The sequence below is a fragment of the Nitrospira sp. Ecomares 2.1 genome (genome assembly GCF_965152585.1).
On record NZ_OZ224219.1, the window covers coordinates 3,287,212 to 3,309,451 of the forward strand.

The following is a 22,240-nucleotide window of genomic DNA, read 5'->3' on the forward strand; positions in this document are numbered from 1 at the left end:
ATGTGAGAGCAACCAAGCGTCTGGATTCGCGTGTGCACAAGTTCGGGAAAAGAAGCTAATTGGCCACCTATACATTTACTTGGGTAATAAATCACGGTTCAGAGCAGACAAGACCCACTAACCCCTCCGAGATTCTGGGAAATGGGGAAAATGGAATCATACAGGAATATATGACTCCTCGCTCTTGCATGTTTGTCCCTGGAAGATTTGTCTCTCATGGTCCGACGCCTGCCGTCTGGCCCAAGGGAAGGACGCTCTCATCCGCTAGCGGACCTTGTGTAAGCCTTTTGATAAAACTCATGACAGGCTCCGCGAATTGGACCGCCCTCCGCAGGCTTGCATCCGTCCCTTCTAATAAGGCTAGGAGGGGCGTCAATGGTTTTTAGGCCTTTTGCCGGAACAAAAGGGCCTCGCCTGGCGTGGCGAAACCCGGCAACACAGAACATCACAGTGAACCACGCATCGAACTATGAAAGAAGAACAACCATGAACATTCAGACCAACGGTTTCCGAGTAGATGAAGGCACAAGGGTCGACCTCGGCAAAAGGCCAACCAGGGTAAAGGATATCTATAACTCGAAAAAACAATACAAGCAGGTTCTTGAGAAACATATTGAAGAACTCCGCGACCTGCAACGTCTCCTCTATGCATCGAACCGCTATGCGTTGCTGCTGATCTTTCAGGCCATGGACGCCGCAGGCAAGGACGGCGCTATCCGGCACGTCATGTCCGGAGTGAACCCACAAGGTTGCCAGGTATTTAGCTTCAAGCATCCCAGCGCAACGGAACTGGACCATGATTTTCTGTGGCGCACCACGCAATCTCTGCCTGAACGCGGACGCATCGGCATTTTCAATCGTTCGTATTACGAGGAAGTCCTCATCGTGCGAGTTCATCCGGAGATTCTTCTGAGCCAAGGGCTACCGGACGAATTACTTGATGAAAAGTCTCTTTGGCAAAATCGGTACCGATCCATCATCGACCTGGAGAGCCATCTTCACCGCAATGGCACGCGGATAATCAAATTCTTTCTTCACCTGTCCGAGGACGAACAACGAAAACGCTTCCTTCAACGCATTGATGAACCGGAAAAGAACTGGAAATTCAGCCTGGCCGACATTAAGGAGCGAAAGTATTGGAAAGAGTATATGCAGGCCTATGAGGCCTGTTTGAGTGCCACAAGTACAGAAACCGCTCCCTGGTATGTCGTGCCTGCGGATGATAAAAAGAACGCCAGGCTCATCATTTCTGATGTAATTGTCGAAACATTAAAAAGTCTCGACATGAGTTACCCGATTACGACCAAGGCCCGCCAGAAAGAATTGCAGTCAATCCGTAAACGCCTGGCGAAATAAGACCAGAAGGTCGAAAGGAGGGAGGCAGAGCATGAGGATTCAACAGTCGCGTTCCCTGAGTAAACAAATCTTGAGAAGTCCGGTTTTGGTAGTGAGCCCCTGCACTTAGTGGAAAATAGACACATACGAATGCGACATAGTGAACGCCATAGGACTGATCGCATCGGATGGCTCCGGGCAGCAGTTTTGGGCGCCAACGACGGGATCGTATCGACAGCCAGTCTACTCCTCGGTGTTTCGTCGGCACATGCCACTCACAGCGATGTCTTGATCGCGGGAGTAGCCGGCCTGGTCGCGGGAGCCATGTCGATGGCTGCCGGTGAGTATGTTTCTGTCCAATCACAGGCCGACACCGAAAAAGCCGACCTTGCCCTTGAGCATACGGAACTCCAATCGGATCCTTCCGGTGAGCATAAGGAACTCGCCGCTCTTTATATTGAGCGTGGCCTCGATCCAGCAATGGCGAAAGAGGTCGCCGCGCAACTCATGGCCCATGATGCTATTGGAGCGCATGCACGTGACGAACTCGGCATTTCCGAAAACCTCCGTGCGCGTCCGATTCAGGCGGCCATGGCCTCGGCCGGAAGCTTCGCTTTCGGAGCCGCCCTGCCTCTTCTGACCGCGACCATCACCCCGGAGGCCAGCCTGATTCCCGTGGTTTCCGGAACCTCACTGGTGTTTCTCGCGGGATTAGGAGCGTTAGCCGCAGGGGCAGGGGGTGCGTCGGTAATGACGGGCGCCATGCGCGTCACATTATGGGGTGCACTGGCCATGGGACTGACCGCAGGGGTTGGCACCCTCTTCGGTGCAGCGGGATAAATGAGTGCATGCGAACACGAACAAAGACCCGGGCATACTTCTTCTTGATTCCTTTACACCAAGCATGAGCCGTCTTCGAAAAATTCGCCGGATTCTCTGTTGGATTCTGGTTTTGAACCTGGCTGTCGCCGCAGCCAAGTGGGGCTATGGCGTTGTGACGGACTCATTGGGTATGCAGGCGGATGGTTTTCATTCAACATTCGATGGCTTCTCAAATGTCATTGGATTGATCGGGCTCTGGCTGACCGCCCCTCCTCCCGATGCCAACCATCCCTATGGTCATAAAAAATTTGAAGCCTTGACCGCCGGGGCCATTGGAGGATTCCTGGTCATGACATGTGTATATCTTCTTTGGAAAGCCTATCAGTCTTGGACACTGGACCTGCACCCTCAGGTCACCGGCTTCAGTTTCTTGATCATGATCATGACCATGGGTGTCAATATCTTTGTAACTCGATGGGAACGGCAAAAGGGTACCGAACTGAAAAGCGACATTCTCACAGCCGACTCCTATCACACGGCCAGTGATGTCCTCACATCATGTTCAGTCCTCGTAGGGCTCCTGGCTGTGAAAGTCGGATATGCCTTCGTTGATCCGTTGGTAGCGGTCCTGATTGCTGCCGTGATCGCCTGGACCGCATTTATCGTACTCAAGGACGTTTTGTCTTCCTTGACCGATGCCAATCGCTTGGACCCTGAAGAAGTTCGAAAAGTGGTGATGTCAATCGCCGGCGTCCGGGACTGTCATGATATTAGGACACGCGGACTGTCCCACCATGTGTTCATGGATCTCTCGGTTCACGTAGATGCCAATCTCACCGTCAAAAAATCGCACTCGCTCGCAACTCAAATTGAGGAGCAACTCATTGAGATGTTTGAACCCCTGGAGGATGTGGTCGTCCACATCGAACCGGAAGGACACGAACGAAGGTGATTGGAATCGGGATGGGAAATTGTGAGGAGTAAGCAGTAAGGAGAAAAAGGGAAAATGAAGCATTCAGCAGATTAAACTTAGACTCATGCTCGACCTACCCCTCACGCCTTACCTCTTGAGAATGAATGGGCAGGGAAACGATAAAGGTCGTCCCCTGGCCGGGCACACTCGTTACACGGATGGCACCTTGATGTTCCTGGAGAATGCCATGAACCACGGTGAGCCCTAAGCCGGTCCCCTCCCCCACGGCCTTGGTGGAAAAAAACGGATCAAAAATCTTTGAGAGTTGCTCCTGAGGAATCCCACTCCCGGTATCCTGCACGGTGAGTTCCACGGTATCACCGGTTGGTTGGAGGGTCAGGCTCAGAGTACCTCCATTAGGCATCGCCTGGCAGGCATTTAAAATAAGATTTAAAAACACCTGGTTCATGTGACCGGGATCCGCCAACACCGTCGGCAAGTGGGGTGCCACAGTCTTGATGATCTGAATATGCTGTGTACCCAACCTCTCCTGCAGCACATCCAGCACATCAATCATCACGGCATCTAAGTTGACACCCTGACGTTCAGCCGGACGTTTTCGGGCAAAACTTAATAATTGATTCATAATTTTTGTAATGCGTTCCACCTGGTTCACAATGGTTTCCAAACCCCGCCTGGTGGGCTCATCCGGGGCTTTCCGCATTAACAATTCGGCTCTCCCTAAAATCACATTCATCGGTGTACCGATTTCATGTGCCATTCCCGATGCCAACGTGCCCAACTCCGCCAATCGTTCCGTTTTTCGCAGTTGTTCCTCCAATGCGCGTTGTTGGGTAATATCCACGACATACCCTTCAATCCCGACAATCTCGCCTGTTTCGGAAAAAATCCCACATCCTTGTTCCCACACCCATTTAACAGTTCCCTCCATTGTTCGAATCCGATAGCTGGACTGAAACGGCTTATGGTCATTGAGAGCCTCCTGTACGTGCTGCCAGACCCGCTCGCGATCTTCTTGGAGCATGACATGTTGGCCATACGATACCTGTCGAGTCTCAATTATTTGAGTAGGTGAATATCCCGTCAGGTTTAGACAACTCGGACTGAGGAACTCCATGGTCCAATCTCGATCATTTTGACATCGATAGACCATCCCGGGAAGATTCGTGAGAAGGGTCGATAAGGTCCGTTGGGCTTCTTGTAATTCGTGTTCGGTCGCCACCCGTTCCGTCAAATCCATGATAATCGCGAGGAAGAGGCGACGACCCTCCTCCTGTAAATATTGAAGATGGACTTCAACCGGATACGTCGTTCGATCTTTTCTCTGATGAGATGTCCGAAAATTCACTTGCTCCCGTTGGCCCGTCCGGAGAGGAGTCAACAGCTCCAGAAATTTTTCGTTCGGAAGGTCCGGCTTCAAATCCAGCGGTGTCATCACGCTCAATTCTTCCATGCTGTATCCGACATTTTCCCTCGCGCCTTTGTTGACTTGAGTAAATCGAAGGGTCGTGGCATCAAACACATAGATTTCATTGACAGACTCCTCAAGAATTCTCCCCAGGTAGGACAACCGCTCTTCGTTTTGCTTTCGTTGAGAAATATCTCGAAGAATCACTGTCAACCATCGCTTCCCCGATTGTTCAGTTTGAGAAATTGAGGCTTCCAAAGGAAAGATCTCGCCATTTCCTCGCAGTCCGGAGATTTCCATTTCGGCGCCCATTCGTCTGGATGTTTCTCCAGTCTCGGCAAATCGGCGGATGTGTTCACGATGGGCAGACCGCAAAGGAAGCGGAATAAATTGGTCGAGGGTATGTCCCAGTGCCTCTTGAGCCGAACACTGAAAAATTCCCTCTGCGGCGGCATTAAAGATGACAATCCGTTGATCGTCATCAATGATAATAATGGCATCCATGGCCGAATGGATGATGCCTGCCAGTTGCTGCTCAATCGCCTCCAACCCGTTCCTGGCCTCCTGATGCATCGCCTGGACGGCCCGCAACTCTGCCAATTCCTGTCGGAGTAGATGAACTTCGATCTGAAGGTCTTGAGGGGGAGGCTCGTGACTCATGGATTCACCTGGGGTTGAATCTGACAAACAGGAAATTAAGACTTACTGCATTGATGATACAGGGACCGATGAAGAACCACCCTGGGCCGGACTCCATACGCACATATCACTCCGATAGCAGCATGATTCAACGTAATTCATCCGACTGCTCGGGCGTTCACACCACTTCCTCCATTTCAGCCAGCTTGCGATATAAGGTCTTTCGATCAATCCCTAGCACATGCGCCGTTTGATATTTATTTCCACCCATTTTTTCTAACACCCGCCGAATGTAGGACTTTTCCAACTGCTCCAGGGGCAGTAGCCGCTCCGCGGCATCCCCAATGAGTTGTCCATCTCCTTGGATATTCCGAATATTGGAGGGAAGATCATCCAAACAAATCTTATTCCCTTGCGTCAGGGTCGCCGCGCGCTCGAGGATATTTTCTAACTCTCTCACATTACCCGGCCACTGATAATCCATGAGCCGGGCCATGGCCGGCTCTTCGACACTTTCAATGTGTTTTTGCTGCGCAGTGACACTTTTTTGAAGCAACCCCTGAACCAGAATCGGTAGATCCTCCTTGCGGTCACGAAGGGGAGGCAAGTGCAGTTCAATCACATTCAAACGATAATACAAATCCTCCCGAAACCGCTTGGCCTTGACCTCCTCAACCAATTGCACATTCGTGGCGACCACTAACCGGACATTGATCGCCATGGAGCGAGTCGCCCCTACCCGCCGGATTTCCCGCTCTTGTACCGCACGAAGTAACTTGGCTTGAAGCATCATGGGCATTTCACTAATTTCATCCAAAAACAATGTGCCATCGTGAGCCTCTTCAAACAAACCGGGTTTATCCGATTTGGCATCCGTAAAAGCTCCGCGCACATGACCAAAGAGCTCGCTTTCCAACAACAGCTCGGGAATCGCCGCACAATTCACCGGAACAAAGGGAGCAGACTTGCGCTGACTATTATAATGAATGGCTTTGGCAACAAGTTCTTTTCCCGTCCCGCTTTCTCCCGTGATCAAAATATTCGTCTGTGAATCAGCCACTCGCCGGATCAGATCAAAAATTTCCTTCATCGGTTTACTTTTCCCGAGAATCTGCCCAAACCCAAATTCCCGGCTGACCTGCTGTCGTAACTGTTTCACTTCTTGGCGAAGCAGCGCCTCTCGCATCGCCTTCGCCACCGTTACCGATAATTCATTGCTCTTGATGGGCTTGGTGAGATAGTCAAAAGCGCCTAGTTTCATCGCATCAACGGCCGATTCCACGGTCCCAAATGCCGTCATCATGATGAGATTGGATTCCGGATGCTTTCGCAGGACATGATCCAGCAACGCCAGCCCGTCCATGCCTTTCATCCGTAAATCCGTTAAAACCACTGGAAACTTCTCTGTTTCCATCCGATTGAGCGCATCGTGACCATCTGAAGCCACCATGACTCGATAATGCTCTTCCTCGAGAATGTCCCGAAGTAATTGCTGCATTTCGGGTTCATCATCCACGACTAAAATAGCAGGAGAATCGTTGATCATTGCAGTATTCCTTCTTTAACTAACCACTATTTATAAAGGTAACGGACTCCGTCCACCCTGATAAGGTATATTTCCCTTCGATGACACTCCTATCTACTCCCGTGGTGACCAGAGGCGGCAATGTAGCCACTCCTCTCTGTAGCCTTTTTCACCAATTTGGAATTTCGCTACTGTAGCAATTTGCCCCACATGATCCAACTCGTCTCATCCTATTTTGATTGCGCACTAAAGCTTCAGGGAAAATTACATCGCTATGGAGAATTTGTGATATCACAGAGGCATTCCTCTTGTTGCCTCTAAACAAGGTATGACAAGGAGTACAACTATAAAAAGGGAGATCCCATGAAAATTGTCGTTCCAATTGATGGTTCAACCTGTTCCACCTTTGCTGTTGAAGCTCTTGCACATTTTAAGCCGCCTGAAGAATTGACGCTGGTCCATGCGCTACAACTTCCCGATTTCAACTACCCGATGATTACGCCGGATCTCAGAACTGAAGCCCAGGAAGAGATCAAAACCCAATTGCGAAAAGAAGGAGAGGGAATTCTCGATGAGGCCCAAGCACATCTTCCTGCCGATTTCTCCCATGTGCAGCGGCTTCATCAAATCGGACATCCGGTCGACGTGATTATTGAAACAGCACAGTCAGTACAATCCAATCTGATCCTGTTGGGAGCCAGGGGTCTTGGCCCCGTCAAAAAGCTGATTCTCGGGAGCGTGTCTCATCGGGTTCTGATGCATGCGCCGTGTCCAACCTTGATCGTGAAAACCTCCATGACTCGCTTACAAAAAATTCTTCTCCCCATTAAAGGTCAAGAGGACGCAGACCTCGCCCTACAATTTTTGGCACTCCAACCGTTTCGACAACCGGTTGAGGTCGAGGTGTTCGCGGTCTGGCCACAACCTCAGCTGTCCTGGCCAACCACGGTGGGACAATCAGACGCCCTGGAAGCTCAAGCCATAGAAGAAGCCCAGGAACGCATGAAAACCATCACTGACCGGCTCACCCGGATGAACTATGCCTCTCAAGCCCATGTCGGGATGGGCGATCCCGCCTATGCCACCCTCGAACAGGCCAAGGCTTCCCAATCCGACTTGATCATGATGGGGACGCATGACCGGAAAGGGTTCTCGCGATTTTTGATGGGAAGCGTTTCGAATGCCGTGTTACACCAGACTCCCTGCCCCGTATTGATTGTCCGGTAGACGTTCCGAAACGTGAAGAACGGCTTCCTTTTTCCTATTGATGCCATCTGCTACAGGGCTGTTCAGACAGAATGAGGCGAACTGCTACGAAGGAAATGGGACAGAGCATATTCAAGGAAGGATTTTGCAGAAAGCCTGTAGTCGCTTCTCCCATACAACTGTTGGCATATCCATTGCTTTATATCAGGTTTAGGTATGATCGAAAATTTTCTTCCAGGATAAAAAAGGAGGTTACGAGATGAGTGCCATCACACGTTGGGATCCTTTTCGGGAAATGGATGAATTACAAGGTCGGCTTTCAACCTTGTTCGGCCGGGCACCGGTCAGAAAAGAAGGGGAACGTCAAGAAGCATTGCGCGTCGCCGAATGGGCTCCTCTGGTAGATATCACAGAAGATCAAAAAGAATATGTGGTGAAAGCCGAGCTTCCCGAGGTCAAAAAAGATGAAATTAAAATCGGCGTACAAAACGATGTGTTAGTCATTTCCGGTGAACGAAAATATGAAAAGGAAGAGAAGGAGAAAAAGTACCATCGGATCGAGCGAGCCTACGGAAGCTTTTCACGAAGCTTCACCATCCCTGAAGATGCGGACCCGGAGAAAGTCTCTGCCGAATTCAAGGAGGGTATTTTGCAAGTGCATTTACCGAAAAGCGACCGGGCAAAACCAAAAAGTATTGCCGTGAAGGTTTCATGATTAAACGGGCTCCCCTTCTGCTTTGGAAGGGGAGCCCTGGTTTTCCGGGATGGGCATAAGACCAATCAACCCAAAGTGAGTGGAAAAGATAACTCTAAAAGAAGGAAGACAATCCACACATGCACAGTCTTGGAGAATACCTATTTCGTAAGTTTGGGATACTTTTCCTTGGATTTTTTCTCATAGGAGGGATTCCTCCATCCAGCGCGCAACCCCTACAGGAAGTGAAAGTGACCATAGAGGGATACACGTTTCAAACCACCCAGATGCCTCTTCAACTGGACACAGAGACCATTATCTACATCACAAACAAAGATACGGTACGCCATGATTTTGGTTCAGACATGTTCCTACATACTCTGACCCATGTCGATAGCAACGGCGTCATAACCTATGGGAAAGGGGTGGAAGGCGTCCTTCTTGAGCCCGGCCAGGCGGCATCAATCCATTTGATGCTTAATCATTCGGGTCGATTCCAATTTCAATGTTCGATCCATAAGGAGATGAAAGGGGAAATTCTCCTCCTGACCGTGGACGCCGTATAATCGGCAACCTCTGCATTAACCTACGGGTTGTGGTCGAGTGCCCGAGCTATTAGAATTTCTGAGAGTGCTCTCCGGCTTTCACTCTAAGGCGAAAGGCTAATACCGTTATGGTCAAGATCGTAACCCATGTATTGTTTCCTACCGACTTTTCACCAAGCTCCGCCCCTGCCTTTCGATATGCGGTGGAATGGGCAAAAGTCTTTGAAGCCCAACTGACCATTCTCCACGTCCATTCCCTGCAACCGGGGCTGGATATTGACGCCGGAGTCGCCCAACAATTCCTGGATGAACAACGCAAGGTGGCGCGGGAAGAGTTGGAAACACTCCTGGCCGAGGCTCGGCAACAGGTTCCAAAGGCATCCATGGAACTAATGGCCGGTCTGCCGTCTGAATGCATTTGCGAGGTTGCCAGGGAGAAAAAATGCGATTTAATTATGATGGGAACCCACGGGTGGACCGGAATCAATCGCGTGTTATTCGGAAGCGTGGCGGAACGGGTCATTCAACGAGCCCCATGCCCGGTTCTGTCCATTCCGCACCGGGAATCAGCAGATATCTCGGCGATGCATCCCCTCCAAATCCTCCCACGACAAGTCGTTCTGCCTTTAGAATTCTCCGATTGCTCCATGGAGGCCTATGAATATGCAATCCAAATTGCGAAATGGTTTGATGTGCCTCTGACCCTGATCCATGCCATTGAACCCTTGTCCTATAGTTTGGACTTTACTCTGACTCATCCGCTTCAAGAAAAAACCAATCGGGATAAGGTCGAAAAACGGTTGGCTGATCTCACCGCCGTCCTGACCGAACAGGGCTTATCCGCACGATATGAATTACTCGATAAGCCAACTGTTGACGGCATTCTGGAAACCAGCGCCATCCAGCAAGCCGATCTTATTGTCATGGGAAGCCATGGTCGAAAAGGACTGACCCGTTTGATCCTGGGCAGCACAGCCTATAAGGTGCTTGAACAAAGCCCCTACCCTGTCCTCACAGTTAAAAGTCCGAAATTCGAGGGAGGGCATCATCCATCGCTCGCCAATGGCAAGACCACATCCTCTCCGACATAAACCCTGAACCTGTGACGATGGCAGACCATCACTCTCACCCTATTGCCGGATCGGAAGAAGGCCTTCGAAGTCTGTTAACCCGATTGGAGCATCAATCGCTCCAACCGGACTTTCAGATACAGCGACAACTGGCCCTCAGCCACGCCCTTCAGCCCTATTTCCATCCACTCATGGTTCCTCCCTTGGTTCCCTTGCCGGAAGAAGAGGACCTGGCCAAGTGGTACCTCTATGCTGATTATTTGCCGACTGACGGCCATGCTTCTCTCATCGAGCAAGTGCGAGACCTGGTGACGGAACATGTCCCGCAAGAGGAACGGGTCTGGCTGGATTCCTTGCGACATTCCTACATGGATCTGCTCGAGGTGCAAGAAATGGCTTCCGGAAAGCAGGGGACTCAGACCCGTCTGCAATCGTTAGGAGATAAACAGATATTTGATGTTCTCCCCCACGCGACACCGGTTCCATACAAAATTGGACAGATCCTGCTCACCAGGCTCCTTCGGGGATTGGCCGACATACGTTTACCTGGTCCCCCACTCGTTTTTTCGGCCAGCATGGGAAAAGCCGTCTTTAAATTGACCAATGAGAGAAGACAGGAAATCGAGATTGGCACAGGTAATTTCGCCCTTTCAGAATGGGCAGAATTTGCCAAGAGCTACGGGTATGAAATGATGTGGAGTGTCGCCAAGGTGCGACGAGGAGCCTGGACAGTCGTCGACTCACAGATGGACTATCGAAATACCAAAGGCGAAACCTTTCTCTATGCCATCGCTCTGTATGAACACCAGGACTTCCGCACACTGGCTGACGGGCTTCGTGGCTTTGATCAATTCACTCCCATACAGGAAAACGCCGGCAAGCCTGTGTCATCCGCTTCAGGGTCCGACACCTTAACGTGGGTATGGCTCCCGCCACAGAACCCATCCGGTGACACAGGATCCCCTGTCGCCCGCCTCACCTTGACGCCCACACAATTATGTGTGGAAACCGATGCTCCAGACCGGCTGAATATCGTCAAGCATCAACTGGCGGCAATATTTGGCTTCTCACTCCACTTCCTGGGGGAAACCATTGCCTCCCCTCAGCATCGGACTCCTGAAGTTGATCTCTTATCAGACACCTATATCCTTCCGCCCACCATTGTCTCCCAAGAAGAAGAGCAACAGATCCTCGCGTCGTTGCTTGAAACCGTCTATTTGGATTGGGCCGAAACACCTTCCCCGCTTTTGAAAGGACAAAGCCCCCGGCATTTCTGCTCTGCGCAACAGGACACGAAAGAGGTTGCGGCCATCATCGACCAAATGGAACAACATGATCCGGGTCGGCGACGCACTGGCCAACCCGCATACGATTACAACATCCTCCGGGGTCACATTGGACTGTAAGTTAAAGGGAGTGTTGAAAAAGGCCGCCAGCGGCGTTTTCGCCATTTGGCCGTGCTCACGTACTTCTCCATACGCTCCGCTCGCCCAAGTGGCTGCGGCCTTCCCTGCGAGAAGCCTCATGACAGGAGTGGACGGGCATTTTTGAAAACTCGATAGCGGTTCTCTGGGAGCCTCGGTCCCTCATAGGTTGAGGAAACGGAAAAAATTTTAAATATTCAACAGTAATTTAAAAGGCAATCATGGCTACCGAATCTTTTGAACCTTCTCCGCCAGCGCTCCTACTCCGCAAGGATTTTTCACAACTGATTCAGGTTCTCCAGAACCTTGGCTATCGGATCCTGGGTCCGGTCCTTTCTAACGGTGCGATTCAATGGGACGAAATTACCCGGGAAGAAGACCTCCCGATCGGATGGAAGGACCAGCAACGTCCAGGAAACTATCGACTGGAACCAGACCCCAGCGCCCGGTATTTCAATATCGTTCACGGCCCACAGTCTCTCAAGCCGCTGGTGTTTTCGCCACGAGAAACCCTGTTGGTCCTGGACCGCAACGAAAAAACGTTTTCTGCCAAAGAGATCATTCCTGACATACCACGAACCGCCGTGCTGGGAGTGCGGGCATGCGATCTCGCAGGACTCGGGATTCAAGATCAGATTTTTTTGAAAGGTCCCTATCCTGATCCCTACTATCAACAGCGACGGAACAATCTTTTCCTCATCGCCGTCAACTGCACAAGGGCACTGGAGACATGCTTTTGCGCCTCAATGGGCACGGGGCCAAAAGCCCGAGGAGGGTACGATCTCAGCCTGACGGAGGCCGATGAAGACTTTGCAATTCAAGCAGGAAGTATCGTTGGACTGGAAGTATTGGATCAACTGGCTTGCGCCGTGGCATCTCAAGCCCGGATTCAGCAGGACGATGAACGGATAGCCGCCTGCGCAGCCAGTCAAACGCGGACCATTCCGCATGCTTCGCTACCACATAGTTTATATGAGGCCCACGATCACTCCAGATGGGACGAGGTGGCCGCACGATGCCTCGCCTGCACCAACTGTACGATGGTCTGCCCTACTTGCTTTTGTCATGGGGTGGAAGAAACTCCAACTCTGGACCACCAACAGTCGGAACATGCTCGGGTCTGGGATTCGTGTTTCACCTCGGATCACGGATACATTCATGGGAAAAACTTCCGGCCCACCACCAAAGACCGGTATCGCATGTGGCTGACTCACAAATTAGGGTCATGGATCGACCAATTCGGCATGTCGGGGTGCGTCGGATGCGGACGCTGTATGACCTGGTGCCCGGTGGGCATCGACCTTACCGAAGAAGTCCACGCCCTCTGCCAGCAACCCTCGTAACCAGTTGCGCACTGGCGAAACAAACGAGATTGACGTGAGCCGATTGCGCTTTCCAATTGATTCGAGACGAAGCAAAATTCACTTGTCCTGATAGACCTCTCGTCTATGCCGCACTTTGATCACGATAACCACGAGCTCCTCGTCCCGGATCTCATAAATAATTCGATACACTCCTTGGCGAACTCGAAATTTTTCCTGTCCCGACAATTTCTCACTACCGACCGGGCATGGGTGATCCGCTAAACCTTCAATACGCTTGAGAATACGAGAAACATCGTTGTTAGGGGTGGAACGAAAATCTTTGGGGACCGACTTTTTGAATGTTAGCCTATAACTGGCCATGGGCCTTGAGATCATTCAGAAGTTCTTCATAACTGAGAGTAGGCTCGCCAGCCCGCTGCTGGAAGGCAGCCAGGTCTTCCTGGTCCTCCGCGAGAGCTGCTCGCACAGCATCATTGACGATGTCAGATACGGATCGGTGAGTATGCGCAGCCTTAAGTCTTAGTGCCGCATGGAGATTCTCATCAAAGTAGACTGTCGACCGTTTAGAACTTGTGCCCATGGAATTTCACCTCCTTATGATACTGGCATTATAGCGCTTTAGCGTTATAACATCAGAGCACTCAACGCTTAATGGAGGTTCTATCCCAAAAACTTCCATGGCTTCAATGTTGAAGAGGCCAGCATCTGGCGCCAGACGGGTATTGACCTCCCCGAAGAAGTCCACGCCCTCTGCCAGCCACCCGAATATCACCAAATGCAGTGAATCAAGGCAGAGGTCGGTCCAATCGACATCGCCGGCTACTTATGCGCGATGGGTTTCTCTGTAAACAGATAGTCCTTCAAATGCTTCGAAAAAGTAGGATCCTTGCGTCGAATCCATTCAAGCACCATCGACGCATGTTCCTTCTCCTCATCACGATTGTGCTTAAGGATGTCCTTGAGGTCAGCGTCTTTACACGCATCAGCGCGCTGATTGTACCAATCAACAGCCTCCAGTTCCTCCATCAACGAAACGATGGCTCGATGCATGTCGCGCGTTTCATCGGACAATTCCTCAATGGGTTCGTGATAACCGACACTCGCCATATTCTTCTCCTATGTTGTGTGAAGTGAATGAATACTGCGTTCAAAGCCTCTTACCTAAAAAAAGCCACCGGAATCGGGACCTGAACCTTTGTCCAATGGGGAGGAGTCCAAGCACCAGACTTTTTGAGATGGCCATGATCTCTAAATTATCACAGCCCGATTATGCAGCCTTCAGGATGGCTACGTTGACGAACATAGGGTCATTCCAGCTTCATCGATATCTATAAATAAAGAAAAATTCTCCTATTCGAAATACAATATCCTAATAAGTGCCTCTCCATCCACATACAAATTTTCTCGATACCCGAACAACCGGCAATTGCGTCCTCACGTTTTTGCGGACTTGCCGATTTGAACTTCCAGTGAACACACTCCACCAGGGCACCCGGATGCAGGTTTACCTTGCAAAGTGACATCGAGATTGGGAGGAACCGTGAAGGTCCTGAGGACATCCTGAAATGTCAGTGCCGAGTTTCGATTCCAAGGGAGCAAGGAAAGACAACGTGCCAGCAGACAGTACCCGGTGAAACAGAGTATTAATGTGCCAATAGCCGGAATCCAATAGAGAAATCGAAGTGGCGGCACATATAGCACGACCAGGAGAAGCACATACGCGATACGAAGTTGCGCAGGAAAAGAGGAGGCATTTTCTTCGCGTGCATAAAAAACCAAGGCTTGAATGGTGGAGATGAGAATAGCCAGAAAGAAGTACGTCGGGTCAACGAGCAGGCCGGCCAGCAAGCAACAGCCAAGGCACAACCAGATCCACCAGGTGTAGTCGGACAGACGGATAAATCGCATCATGGATCATAGAATAAGACACATAGAGAAAAATGTACAAACTTTGATTTCACCATTCAGGGAATACATGAACCCACCATGATTCAGTTAAACCTCAATCAAATGGTCATCCTGAGCCGGCGGCGAAGGATCTGTGCCCAGCAGAATGCCCTCGTCTCCCAGAACGTCGGTGTGTCATGAACCATTCCTCACTTCGCAAACAAGGTCTACCGGATGGCATTCAAACTTTAATTCTCTCAATCATACCCATACAACCATTTGGTCGTCGCGTGATGAATATTTTTTACTGAATGACAGGCTTCTTTCGGAATGAATACCTCATCTCCGGGTTCCGCGATAATCTCTTCACCCTCAATGATCATTCGCAATTTTCCTTCAACAACGGTGACCAACTCGTTGGTCGAATGAACGAAATCATTCCACTCCCGCCCGGGAGGATCAATAAACACATCGCACGAATACCCGCGCTGATTCCATGACTGAGAAACCTCTTGGCGATTCAGAGGAACAGCAAATTTCTTAGAGATAGAGTATTTCATGATGTTCTCCGCAAAGCAGGGCGTTGAGGCGATACGTTGGGGAAATAAAGATATCAGTGACGATCATCGATTTATTAAGCTAATCGTTGAACTCAAGATTCATCGCCAGACCAAAAAACAATGTCTTGGGGGACATACTCCGCACCAAGCGTCGAACTAGGCGGCCTCGATTGAAAGCATTCAATGACGGCTGATGGAATTTCCCTTCCTGCTGTATTCCTTATAAAAACTTTGAAGGGAAAAACGTCAGGTCGACCATAATCAAATGTCCAACTACAGGAATCCAAAAAGGGTTCGTTGCGGCAGACACGAACGAATTGATGTAGATGCCTAATTAGCATCACGACATCGACATTGGGAAACAAAACGGGTCGACCATCTTTTGTGCGAAAAAAAGTATTCTTGGTCAATAGACCACAAGACGGATGCAGAAGGGAGGAAATCGGCTCGAAGATAAAATCGTCCCACACAATGACCAAAGCCCCAATGAAATCTCGGTGTATAGCGCGAAATCCTGCGAACTTCCCGTCGGCACTGCTAAGGAAGTCCTTGATCGGGTTGTCCCGCGGGAGCGTAGTTTCCTGGTCCCCTGCTGTGATCCTTTGTAGAGTTTGGTGCGGCAATGACCGAGCAGGAAGTTGCTGCAGGTTCTCGGAACGCTTTCTGATGTGATCGAACAATGAAGGAGCCTTTACCTCGATTCCAAAATGGAGGCAATCTCCTTTCACCGAAAGCTCGGGGTTCTTACCGTCCTTAATCAGACGTGGTTCCCACAAGAAATCGACGGAGGTCGGCCATGAAAACATAATCGCCTGGTGGATCACATGAATCTCTGCCATTCGCTGCAGAAGCTGTTCCCAATGTGGTTCATACTTCTCCCTGCCACAAACCGTAGCAAGTTCATCGGCCATTTTTACTGCAAAACCCGGTAATGATCGGTCGCAGGCCAAAAGGACACGGACAATGTCACGAGCAAGAGGGTGATTTTCTCCTCGCAAACGGTGCTCGAAATGCCAGCGAAACCAATGCCACTCCTTAAACATTTTGGAGCCAAAGAAATGCGCGTAGAGTTCATTCTCAGTCATTCATTCCCTTCAAGAATGCTTTACAGGCCATAGAACGGTGCAGTCCCATAACGTTACGGAAATAATGTCGCATACGAAGCTCCAACCCAATCGCTGGCACCGAACATTATCCCAGGTCTAATAGAACCACAAGAGCCAAACAATATGCATGGGCAGCCAAGTTCCTCTTCTGACCTTTCCTCCTACGCAAACTGAAAAGCGACTAATAGTCGACAGAACAGTTTTCAGATGCTTTCTGAACCTTTCTTGAACTTTACTCCAGAAAATTTGGCTTTGAATTTGCTGTTATATCTAAAAGGGCGCATGAATCATTGCGTTTTGAGGAAAAACGCCACACTGCTCCTTAGTTTTCATGATGAAGAGTTTTCACTATCCAAGATCTGAGTGATTGAATTGGTTATGATGACTGATGAGTTTACTGAACTGGTATTTTTCCTAAATTTATTCACTCTGAAATCGGCTAAGGCATGACTCATAATCCCTACCTCATTCATCCGGCTGTGATCGTGGACAAGAAACAGGAGTCCACCGACATCGTAACCTTTCGTCTGCAACTCACCCACCCTGTTCACCGAAAGTCATTCCGGTTTGAGGCGGGACAGTTCAACATGCTCTATGCCTTTGGTGTAGGCGAGGTAGCCATTTCCATTGTATCGGACCCTGGCGAGCCGGAATTCCTGGATCACACGATTCGTGTAGTTGGACGGATCACACAGGTCCTTGGCGCAATGCAACCAGGTGAGAGCGTGGGCGTTCGTGGGCCCTTTGGAATCGGATGGCCCATGAAGGAAGCCCAGGGGAAGGATGTGGTTATCGTCACCGGTGGATTGGGTTGCGCCCCGGTGGTGGGAGCCATTGAATATATGTTCCGCAGGCGGGAGGAATATGGCGCCATGACCATTCTCCACGGGGTAAAAACCCCTCACGACTTGCTCTACCGGGAACGCTTCGATGCCTGGCGCCATCAACCCCGCACACAGGTCCTATTGACCAGCGATGAACCCGGCAAGACATGGCATAGCCATGTGAGTGTGGTCACCGAATTGTTCGACCAACTGCGGTTGGACCCGGACAATACGCTGGTCATGATGTGCGGACCTGAAATCATGATGCGGATTGCCTGTAATACCTTAACTCATCAGGGTCTGCGGCCCGACGCCATGTATGTGTCGTTGGAGCGGCATATGGAATGCGGCATCGGACTTTGCGGGCATTGTCAGCTCGGGCCGTTTTTCGTGTGTAAGGACGGGCCCGTGATGCGCTTGGACCGACTGGTGCCGTTTTTTGGGAAAGTGGGTGTGTAAACAGAGCATGAAGGAATGATCCGTAAAAATTTGGTTCCCGATACAAGACGACACAAATGACCTGGAAAATGAAAATATTCCCCTAGCTCCTTATTCAAAGGGAACATTTTGAGTAAGGAGAAGCTGGCAATTACCATGAAGGAAACAACCGCCGCCACTCAGAATTTTTCAACCCGGCCTCGCCCCCGGATTGCGGTGGTGAAGTTTGCCTCTTGTGACGGATGTCAGTTAAGCATTCTGAATATGGAGGACGATCTGCTCGCGTTGGGAGAGGCCCTCGACATCGCCTATTTTCCCGAAGCCTCCAGCAACATGCAGTCTGGCCCGTATGATATTACATTCGTTGAAGGCTCCATTACCTGTCCTGAAGATCTTTCTCGAGTTCTCGATCTCCGGAAACAGACAACCACCTTAATCACAATCGGTGCCTGTGCGACTTCCGGCGGCATTCAGGCTCTTCGGAACTGGAGCGATGTGGAGGCTTTCAAGCGAACGGTGTATCCCAGCCCCGAATACATTCATAGCCTCAGCACCTCGACTCCTATTTCGGAACACGTCCAGGTGGACTATGAATTGTGGGGATGCCCCATCGATAAGCAACAACTCCTTCGAGTCCTCACCGATTTACTAAGAGGCGTCTCACCCAGCATTCCCACGCATAGTGTTTGTCTGGACTGTAAACGCCAGGGGCATGTCTGCGTCCTGGTCGCGAAGGGACTGCCATGTCTTGGACCCGTGACCCGAACCGGGTGCGGAGCCATCTGCCCCGCTATGGGCCGGGAGTGCTATGGGTGCTTTGGCCCGGCCGAGCAGGATTCAGTGATTCCCGGAGTACCCCCAAATACCCGATCCCTTGCCAACCAATTTCATAAACATCTCCAACTTATTCCCGTGGAAATAGTTCGCCGATTTCGAGGAATCAACGGATCGGTTCAGCCTTTTCGGAAGGAAAGCGATGCCTGGGACTCCTGATAAATCGAGAACCATCAAAATTGACATGATGGCCAGGGTAGAAGGGGAAGGAGCCCTTCACATCACCGTCCAGAATGGTCAGGTCCGGGATGTGCAACTCCGGATCTTTGAACCTCCTCGATTTTTTGAAGCCTTCCTCCAAGGACGTCACGTCAACGAAGTGCCCGATATCGTGGCGCGTATATGCGGTATCTGTCCGGTGGCCTATCAAATGAGTGCGGTCCATGCCCTGGAACAAATTTTCGGAGTGGAGATGCCTCAAAGTCTCCGAGATCTACGTCGACTCCTGTATTGCGGGGAATGGATTGAAAGTCATGTCCTGCACATCTATATGCTCCAGGGTCCCGACTTCTTAGGATTCGACAGCGGGCTTGCGATGGCTCGTTCCCATCCCGACCTTGTGAAGCGAGGTCTGCGAATGAAGAAGGCAGGCAATCAGCTTTTGTCGCTCTTAGGAGGACGGTCGGTCCATCCGGTCTCGGTCCAAATTGGCGGCTTTTCTCAGGTGCCGACCAGAAAGGCGTTGCATGCCTTGAAAGAGGAATTTCTTTGGGCCAGAGATGCCGCTACGGAAACGCTCCGATGGGTGAGCAGGTTTGAATTTCAAGATCCCGAACAGGCCTATACCTTCCTCGCGCTTCGTGGACCTTCTGAATATCCGATGAATGAAGGCGACATCGTCACCAATCGAGGGCACCACATGGCCCCATCGGAGTTTGAACAGCATTTCCATGAAGAACAGGTGCCCTACTCCACTGCCCTTCACTGCACGTTGAATGGACAATCTTATCTCACAGGGCCGTTAGCCCGGCTTGCGCTCAACCAGGACCAGCTCTCGTTGTTGCCCAAAGACGTCTTACAGAGCACGGGATTAGTCCTCCCTTTCAACCGCCCATCCATGGGTATCGTGGCACGATCGGTGGAAGTACTCTATGCCTTTGACGAAGCCCTTCGCCTCATGAACCAGTATGAACCGCCAGATGTTCCTGCCGTTCCGGTAGCGCTTCGTGCCGGAATGGGTATGGCCGCCACCGAAGCCCCCAGAGGCCTGCTGTATCATCGCTATGAGGTCAATGCTGAGGGAACCATCCGTATCGCCAAGATCGTGCCACCAACGTCCCAAAACCAGCGCCGCATGGAGGACGATCTTCGAAAACTGCTACCTGACATTCTCCATCTCACCGACCAGGAGACAGCGATGAAATGCGAACAACTGATTCGCAGTTATGATCCTTGCATCTCCTGCGCCACACATTTTTTAACGTTGACGAAAGAAGATCTACCTATGACGATGCCATAAATCACATAGGGAATTACGATAGAGAAACCGGGCAGGAAACCATAATCAACCATTATGCCGGAGCAACTGCGAGAAGACTGAAAGGCAGGCCTTACGGAAGGGTCGCCAAATGGTGGCCGGTCAGGCCAAAGTACGCTTCATCGACCGTCCCCACAGGAGAGACATGCATCAGAAAAGGGGTACGCCAGTCTCCATCGCGTACATCATACTCGCTGGGAACCAACACACGCTGAAAGTGGTTATTGTAAGCAGCTAAAATCTTGAGTTGAAGTCCCCCAACGGCTCCGATGAATCCTCCTTCCGTGATCGTTCCAGTAAGGGCTCGACCCTCAAGGAGATGATCTCCTTTGATCATGGATACCACACTCAGACCCACCATGGCCGAAAGACTCTCCCCATAGATCGTCTGACCGGAATAGGGAAATTTCAAGAGGACAGTCCAGGAATCAGACGGTAGATTGGCGGCGGCCAGCGCCCGGGTGATGGCTGCATGAATCGACTGACGAGCAAACAAGGAAAATTTTCCTGGTTCGGTATGGAATTGGATTTGAAGGCCGTTGCGATCCTGGCGTTCATACACATCAATTACCACTTGGCTTACCATGCCTACCGGCCTGAATTGTTTGTTGACAGATGTCCCAAGGATTGGAATGATTAAATGAGATATCTGCTGAACAGACGGACTGGCTCCTAGACTGGTGGCAAACACCAAACTTATGGTTACGGCCAATCCAAGTAGCCTGAAGATCCCCTTTCTGTCAGTCACATTGCCCATCTTTAGATATCCCTCAATGAAAGAGGGAACTTACCTCCCTTGATATCATTATACCGAACGGCAATTTTTTTGTCGCCTGTCGGCTTATGAGGGCCTGGATGGCTCCACTCCTCATAAGGCCCCCTTTATTCCTTACCAAACGTCTTCGAATTTTTGCCTGAAATGTCCCATACATTATGTCAAAGAACTCAGTAACCCCTAGTTCCAGCAACAGATTTGTCTGGAATGTGTCTTGAAAAGGGCAAAAGTTCGGCATGACATCAAAGCGATGCCCACTGTTATCACTGACCAGGGTGCCAGGTCGACTTATTCGGGGAGCGCAGGCCGGCAAGGCCGGACATTCGAACACAAAAAATTTAACAAACGGATCCAGGAAGAGGTGCGCCTGCAAATGAAAAAAGCCTTACTGACAGGGGCTGGGACACCAGAAGATCAGATAGAGAAAAACTAATACTCCTAACGCAACGGCACCAACAAGAAACCAGGTTTTATTCATAGGCCATGAGGAAAAGATAGTTTATCCAGATTTGTCCTTTAGACTGGGTTATTCGCGTACAAACAAGATGGAAGACTCTGTGTGATGCACAACGGAATGAGAGACGCTCCCCAAAATAAATCGACTCACCCCCGATCGGCTATGCGTTCGCATCAGGATGACATCAGCCGCTTGCTTGGTCGCTTCTTCAATGATCGTCTGTGAGGGTGCCCCGACGACGACGACCCCTTGGGCGTCATGTCCCAGCTGCTTTAATTCCCTGCTGAGATCATTCGTGAATTTCTCTCCATGGGCGATCATCTCATTTCGAAATTCCGGAGAAATCATCGCCCCCACAGGCCAGATCGGTTCTGAAAATGGAATCACATGCAGAACAATCGCAGAGATCGGTACCCGAAAGGGCTTCTTTTTCATGAATCGCACGACCGCTTCACCGTCCTCCTGGCTTTCAACGGGGATGCACACCTGTTGGATCTTGCGAACGGGCCTCTTAATGATCAAGGTCGAACACGGCGCGTGGGTCATGACCCGATGCGAGACACTCCCGAACATCTGTTCTCGTATCTGACCGATTCCCCTGGCGCCCAGCACCACCAGGTCGACGTTCTGCTCTTCCGCCAGGGTAAGAATCACCTCGGCGGGCTTACCGGTTTCCAGTCGTTTTTTCACGGGTCCCGGATTTAAAGGCAGGAGGGACACCGCTTGGTCGATAGCGCGTTCGCCTTCTTCCCTCATCGCTTTGTCCACCGCCATCGACAAGTCTTTCGCCACACCCGCACCCATGGCCGGATAGGGAATTCCCGGCACATTCACCACATACAAGACCATCAAGCTTTCTGCCGGGCTGAGGGCTTCAAACACTCGTGTGGCATCTACGGATTGATCCGATCCATCAACGCCCAATAGGTATTTCATAGGTACATCTCCCGGGTGT

Annotated in this window: 23 protein-coding genes; 14 read left to right on the top strand and 9 right to left on the bottom strand. The window is 50.7% G+C overall.

The annotated features are described in order from the left end of the window. Positions 1-486: 486 nt before the first annotated feature. The 3 genes from ACWHYD_RS14510 to ACWHYD_RS14520 all read left to right on the top strand — a co-directional run bounded on the left by ACWHYD_RS14510 (position 487) and on the right by ACWHYD_RS14520 (position 3,109). On the top strand, positions 487-1,356 hold the full coding sequence (locus ACWHYD_RS14510) for an ADP-polyphosphate phosphotransferase (RefSeq protein WP_447962745.1): 870 nt from the start codon (positions 487-489) through the stop codon (positions 1,354-1,356). 129 nt (positions 1,357-1,485) lie between these two features. Further along, positions 1,486-2,175: a VIT1/CCC1 transporter family protein gene (locus ACWHYD_RS14515; protein ID WP_447962746.1), complete on the top strand. Its 690-nt coding sequence runs from the start codon at positions 1,486-1,488 to the stop codon at positions 2,173-2,175. Between the two features lie 4 nt (positions 2,176-2,179). Beyond that, complete coding sequence (locus tag ACWHYD_RS14520; RefSeq protein ID WP_447962747.1) at positions 2,180-3,109, top strand: cation diffusion facilitator family transporter; 930 nt, start codon at positions 2,180-2,182, stop codon at positions 3,107-3,109. A gap of 94 nt (positions 3,110-3,203) precedes the next feature. Here the strand turns inward: ACWHYD_RS14520 and ACWHYD_RS14525 are convergent, their stop codons facing one another. Then, positions 3,204-5,159 (bottom strand): PAS domain-containing sensor histidine kinase, encoded by a 1,956-nt coding sequence (locus ACWHYD_RS14525; RefSeq protein WP_447962748.1) that lies wholly within the window; start codon positions 5,157-5,159, stop codon positions 3,204-3,206. Between the two features lie 157 nt (positions 5,160-5,316). Continuing rightward, entirely contained in the window at positions 5,317-6,684 is a 1,368-nt protein-coding gene (locus ACWHYD_RS14530; RefSeq protein WP_447962749.1) for a sigma-54-dependent transcriptional regulator, read from the bottom strand. 342 nt (positions 6,685-7,026) lie between these two features. On the opposite strand from ACWHYD_RS14530, the gene ACWHYD_RS14535 reads away from it, so the two are divergent. From ACWHYD_RS14535 to ACWHYD_RS14560, 6 genes are all read left to right on the top strand, one after another. Next, a complete protein-coding gene (locus tag ACWHYD_RS14535; protein WP_447962750.1) occupies positions 7,027-7,890 on the top strand; it encodes a universal stress protein in 864 nt (287 codons plus the stop codon). 238 nt (positions 7,891-8,128) lie between these two features. After that, positions 8,129-8,584: an Hsp20/alpha crystallin family protein gene (locus ACWHYD_RS14540; RefSeq protein ID WP_447962751.1), complete on the top strand. Its 456-nt coding sequence runs from the start codon at positions 8,129-8,131 to the stop codon at positions 8,582-8,584. A gap of 119 nt (positions 8,585-8,703) precedes the next feature. After that, positions 8,704-9,129 (top strand): cupredoxin domain-containing protein, encoded by a 426-nt coding sequence (locus tag ACWHYD_RS14545; protein WP_447962752.1) that lies wholly within the window; start codon positions 8,704-8,706, stop codon positions 9,127-9,129. Between the two features lie 107 nt (positions 9,130-9,236). After that, positions 9,237-10,199, top strand: a complete 963-nt coding sequence (locus tag ACWHYD_RS14550; RefSeq protein ID WP_447962753.1) for a universal stress protein — start codon at positions 9,237-9,239, stop codon at positions 10,197-10,199. 17 nt (positions 10,200-10,216) lie between these two features. Next, complete coding sequence (locus tag ACWHYD_RS14555) at positions 10,217-11,584, top strand: hypothetical protein (protein WP_447962754.1); 1,368 nt, start codon at positions 10,217-10,219, stop codon at positions 11,582-11,584. Between the two features lie 239 nt (positions 11,585-11,823). Then, on the top strand, positions 11,824-12,945 hold the full coding sequence (locus tag ACWHYD_RS14560) for a 4Fe-4S dicluster domain-containing protein (RefSeq protein ID WP_447962755.1): 1,122 nt from the start codon (positions 11,824-11,826) through the stop codon (positions 12,943-12,945). Positions 12,946-13,023: 78 nt separating this feature from the next. Here the strand turns inward: ACWHYD_RS14560 and ACWHYD_RS14565 are convergent, their stop codons facing one another. The 5 genes from ACWHYD_RS14565 to ACWHYD_RS14585 all read right to left on the bottom strand — a co-directional run bounded on the left by ACWHYD_RS14565 (position 13,024) and on the right by ACWHYD_RS14585 (position 15,374). Next, on the bottom strand, positions 13,024-13,287 hold the full coding sequence (locus ACWHYD_RS14565; protein WP_447962756.1) for a type II toxin-antitoxin system RelE family toxin: 264 nt from the start codon (positions 13,285-13,287) through the stop codon (positions 13,024-13,026). After that, positions 13,274-13,507, bottom strand: coding sequence for a CopG family transcriptional regulator (locus ACWHYD_RS14570; RefSeq protein WP_447962757.1), 234 nt, complete (start codon positions 13,505-13,507; stop codon positions 13,274-13,276). The genes ACWHYD_RS14565 and ACWHYD_RS14570 overlap by 14 nt, the downstream gene beginning before the upstream one ends. A 239-nt stretch (positions 13,508-13,746) precedes the next feature. Beyond that, entirely contained in the window at positions 13,747-14,034 is a 288-nt protein-coding gene (locus ACWHYD_RS14575) for an encapsulin-associated ferritin-like protein (protein ID WP_447962758.1), read from the bottom strand. 327 nt (positions 14,035-14,361) lie between these two features. Further along, a complete protein-coding gene (locus ACWHYD_RS14580; RefSeq protein WP_447962759.1) occupies positions 14,362-14,838 on the bottom strand; it encodes a hypothetical protein in 477 nt (158 codons plus the stop codon). Positions 14,839-15,071: 233 nt separating this feature from the next. After that, positions 15,072-15,374 carry a cupin domain-containing protein gene (locus ACWHYD_RS14585; protein WP_447962760.1) on the bottom strand — a complete coding sequence of 101 codons (303 nt, stop codon included), beginning with the start codon at positions 15,372-15,374 and terminating at the stop codon, positions 15,072-15,074. On the opposite strand from ACWHYD_RS14585, the gene ACWHYD_RS14590 reads away from it, so the two are divergent. From ACWHYD_RS14590 to ACWHYD_RS14605, 4 genes are all read left to right on the top strand, one after another. Beyond that, positions 15,373-15,534 carry a hypothetical protein gene (locus ACWHYD_RS14590; protein WP_447962761.1) on the top strand — a complete coding sequence of 54 codons (162 nt, stop codon included), beginning with the start codon at positions 15,373-15,375 and terminating at the stop codon, positions 15,532-15,534. The genes ACWHYD_RS14585 and ACWHYD_RS14590 overlap by 2 nt on opposite strands. A gap of 1,392 nt (positions 15,535-16,926) precedes the next feature. Beyond that, positions 16,927-17,763 carry an FAD/NAD(P)-binding protein gene (locus ACWHYD_RS14595; RefSeq protein ID WP_447962762.1) on the top strand — a complete coding sequence of 279 codons (837 nt, stop codon included), beginning with the start codon at positions 16,927-16,929 and terminating at the stop codon, positions 17,761-17,763. Between the two features lie 135 nt (positions 17,764-17,898). Then, on the top strand, positions 17,899-18,735 hold the full coding sequence (locus ACWHYD_RS14600; protein WP_447962763.1) for an NADH-quinone oxidoreductase subunit B family protein: 837 nt from the start codon (positions 17,899-17,901) through the stop codon (positions 18,733-18,735). Further along, positions 18,719-20,035 (top strand): Ni/Fe hydrogenase subunit alpha, encoded by a 1,317-nt coding sequence (locus tag ACWHYD_RS14605; protein ID WP_447962764.1) that lies wholly within the window; start codon positions 18,719-18,721, stop codon positions 20,033-20,035. Before ACWHYD_RS14600 ends, ACWHYD_RS14605 begins: the two co-directional genes overlap by 17 nt. A 91-nt stretch (positions 20,036-20,126) precedes the next feature. Here ACWHYD_RS14605 and ACWHYD_RS14610 read toward each other — a convergent pair whose 3' ends face one another. Then, entirely contained in the window at positions 20,127-20,801 is a 675-nt protein-coding gene (locus ACWHYD_RS14610) for a S16 family serine protease (RefSeq protein ID WP_447962765.1), read from the bottom strand. 241 nt (positions 20,802-21,042) lie between these two features. Between ACWHYD_RS14610 and ACWHYD_RS14615 the strand changes: the two genes are divergently transcribed. Next, a complete protein-coding gene (locus tag ACWHYD_RS14615) occupies positions 21,043-21,261 on the top strand; it encodes a hypothetical protein (RefSeq protein ID WP_447962766.1) in 219 nt (72 codons plus the stop codon). Positions 21,262-21,354: 93 nt separating this feature from the next. Here the strand turns inward: ACWHYD_RS14615 and ACWHYD_RS14620 are convergent, their stop codons facing one another. Beyond that, the gene (locus ACWHYD_RS14620) at positions 21,355-22,221 is read right to left on the bottom strand and encodes a universal stress protein (protein ID WP_447962767.1); all 867 of its coding nucleotides are present in this window, start codon (positions 22,219-22,221) and stop codon (positions 21,355-21,357) included. Positions 22,222-22,240: the final 19 nt, after the last annotated feature.

What these genes read in the sequence shown, in the direction of transcription:
- ACWHYD_RS14580 (WP_447962759.1), bottom strand. Translation starts at nt 14,838, where the DNA reads ATGATGCGATTTATCCGTCTGTCCGACTACACCTGGTGGATCTGGTTG.
- ACWHYD_RS14555 (WP_447962754.1), top strand. Translation starts at nt 10,217, where the DNA reads ATGGCAGACCATCACTCTCACCCTATTGCCGGATCGGAAGAAGGCCTT.
- ACWHYD_RS14530 (WP_447962749.1), bottom strand. Translation starts at nt 6,684, where the DNA reads ATGATCAACGATTCTCCTGCTATTTTAGTCGTGGATGATGAACCCGAA.
- ACWHYD_RS14535 (WP_447962750.1), top strand. Translation starts at nt 7,027, where the DNA reads ATGAAAATTGTCGTTCCAATTGATGGTTCAACCTGTTCCACCTTTGCT.
- ACWHYD_RS14560 (WP_447962755.1), top strand. Translation starts at nt 11,824, where the DNA reads ATGGCTACCGAATCTTTTGAACCTTCTCCGCCAGCGCTCCTACTCCGC.
- ACWHYD_RS14600 (WP_447962763.1), top strand. Translation starts at nt 17,899, where the DNA reads ATGAAGGAAACAACCGCCGCCACTCAGAATTTTTCAACCCGGCCTCGC.
- ACWHYD_RS14605 (WP_447962764.1), top strand. Translation starts at nt 18,719, where the DNA reads ATGCCTGGGACTCCTGATAAATCGAGAACCATCAAAATTGACATGATG.
- ACWHYD_RS14565 (WP_447962756.1), bottom strand. Translation starts at nt 13,287, where the DNA reads ATGGCCAGTTATAGGCTAACATTCAAAAAGTCGGTCCCCAAAGATTTT.
- ACWHYD_RS14595 (WP_447962762.1), top strand. Translation starts at nt 16,927, where the DNA reads ATGACTCATAATCCCTACCTCATTCATCCGGCTGTGATCGTGGACAAG.
- ACWHYD_RS14540 (WP_447962751.1), top strand. Translation starts at nt 8,129, where the DNA reads ATGAGTGCCATCACACGTTGGGATCCTTTTCGGGAAATGGATGAATTA.
- ACWHYD_RS14525 (WP_447962748.1), bottom strand. Translation starts at nt 5,159, where the DNA reads ATGAGTCACGAGCCTCCCCCTCAAGACCTTCAGATCGAAGTTCATCTA.
- ACWHYD_RS14575 (WP_447962758.1), bottom strand. Translation starts at nt 14,034, where the DNA reads ATGGCGAGTGTCGGTTATCACGAACCCATTGAGGAATTGTCCGATGAA.
- ACWHYD_RS14570 (WP_447962757.1), bottom strand. Translation starts at nt 13,507, where the DNA reads ATGGGCACAAGTTCTAAACGGTCGACAGTCTACTTTGATGAGAATCTC.
- ACWHYD_RS14515 (WP_447962746.1), top strand. Translation starts at nt 1,486, where the DNA reads ATGCGACATAGTGAACGCCATAGGACTGATCGCATCGGATGGCTCCGG.
- ACWHYD_RS14620 (WP_447962767.1), bottom strand. Translation starts at nt 22,221, where the DNA reads ATGAAATACCTATTGGGCGTTGATGGATCGGATCAATCCGTAGATGCC.
- ACWHYD_RS14590 (WP_447962761.1), top strand. Translation starts at nt 15,373, where the DNA reads ATGATGTTCTCCGCAAAGCAGGGCGTTGAGGCGATACGTTGGGGAAAT.
- ACWHYD_RS14510 (WP_447962745.1), top strand. Translation starts at nt 487, where the DNA reads ATGAACATTCAGACCAACGGTTTCCGAGTAGATGAAGGCACAAGGGTC.
- ACWHYD_RS14550 (WP_447962753.1), top strand. Translation starts at nt 9,237, where the DNA reads ATGGTCAAGATCGTAACCCATGTATTGTTTCCTACCGACTTTTCACCA.
- ACWHYD_RS14545 (WP_447962752.1), top strand. Translation starts at nt 8,704, where the DNA reads ATGCACAGTCTTGGAGAATACCTATTTCGTAAGTTTGGGATACTTTTC.
- ACWHYD_RS14585 (WP_447962760.1), bottom strand. Translation starts at nt 15,374, where the DNA reads ATGAAATACTCTATCTCTAAGAAATTTGCTGTTCCTCTGAATCGCCAA.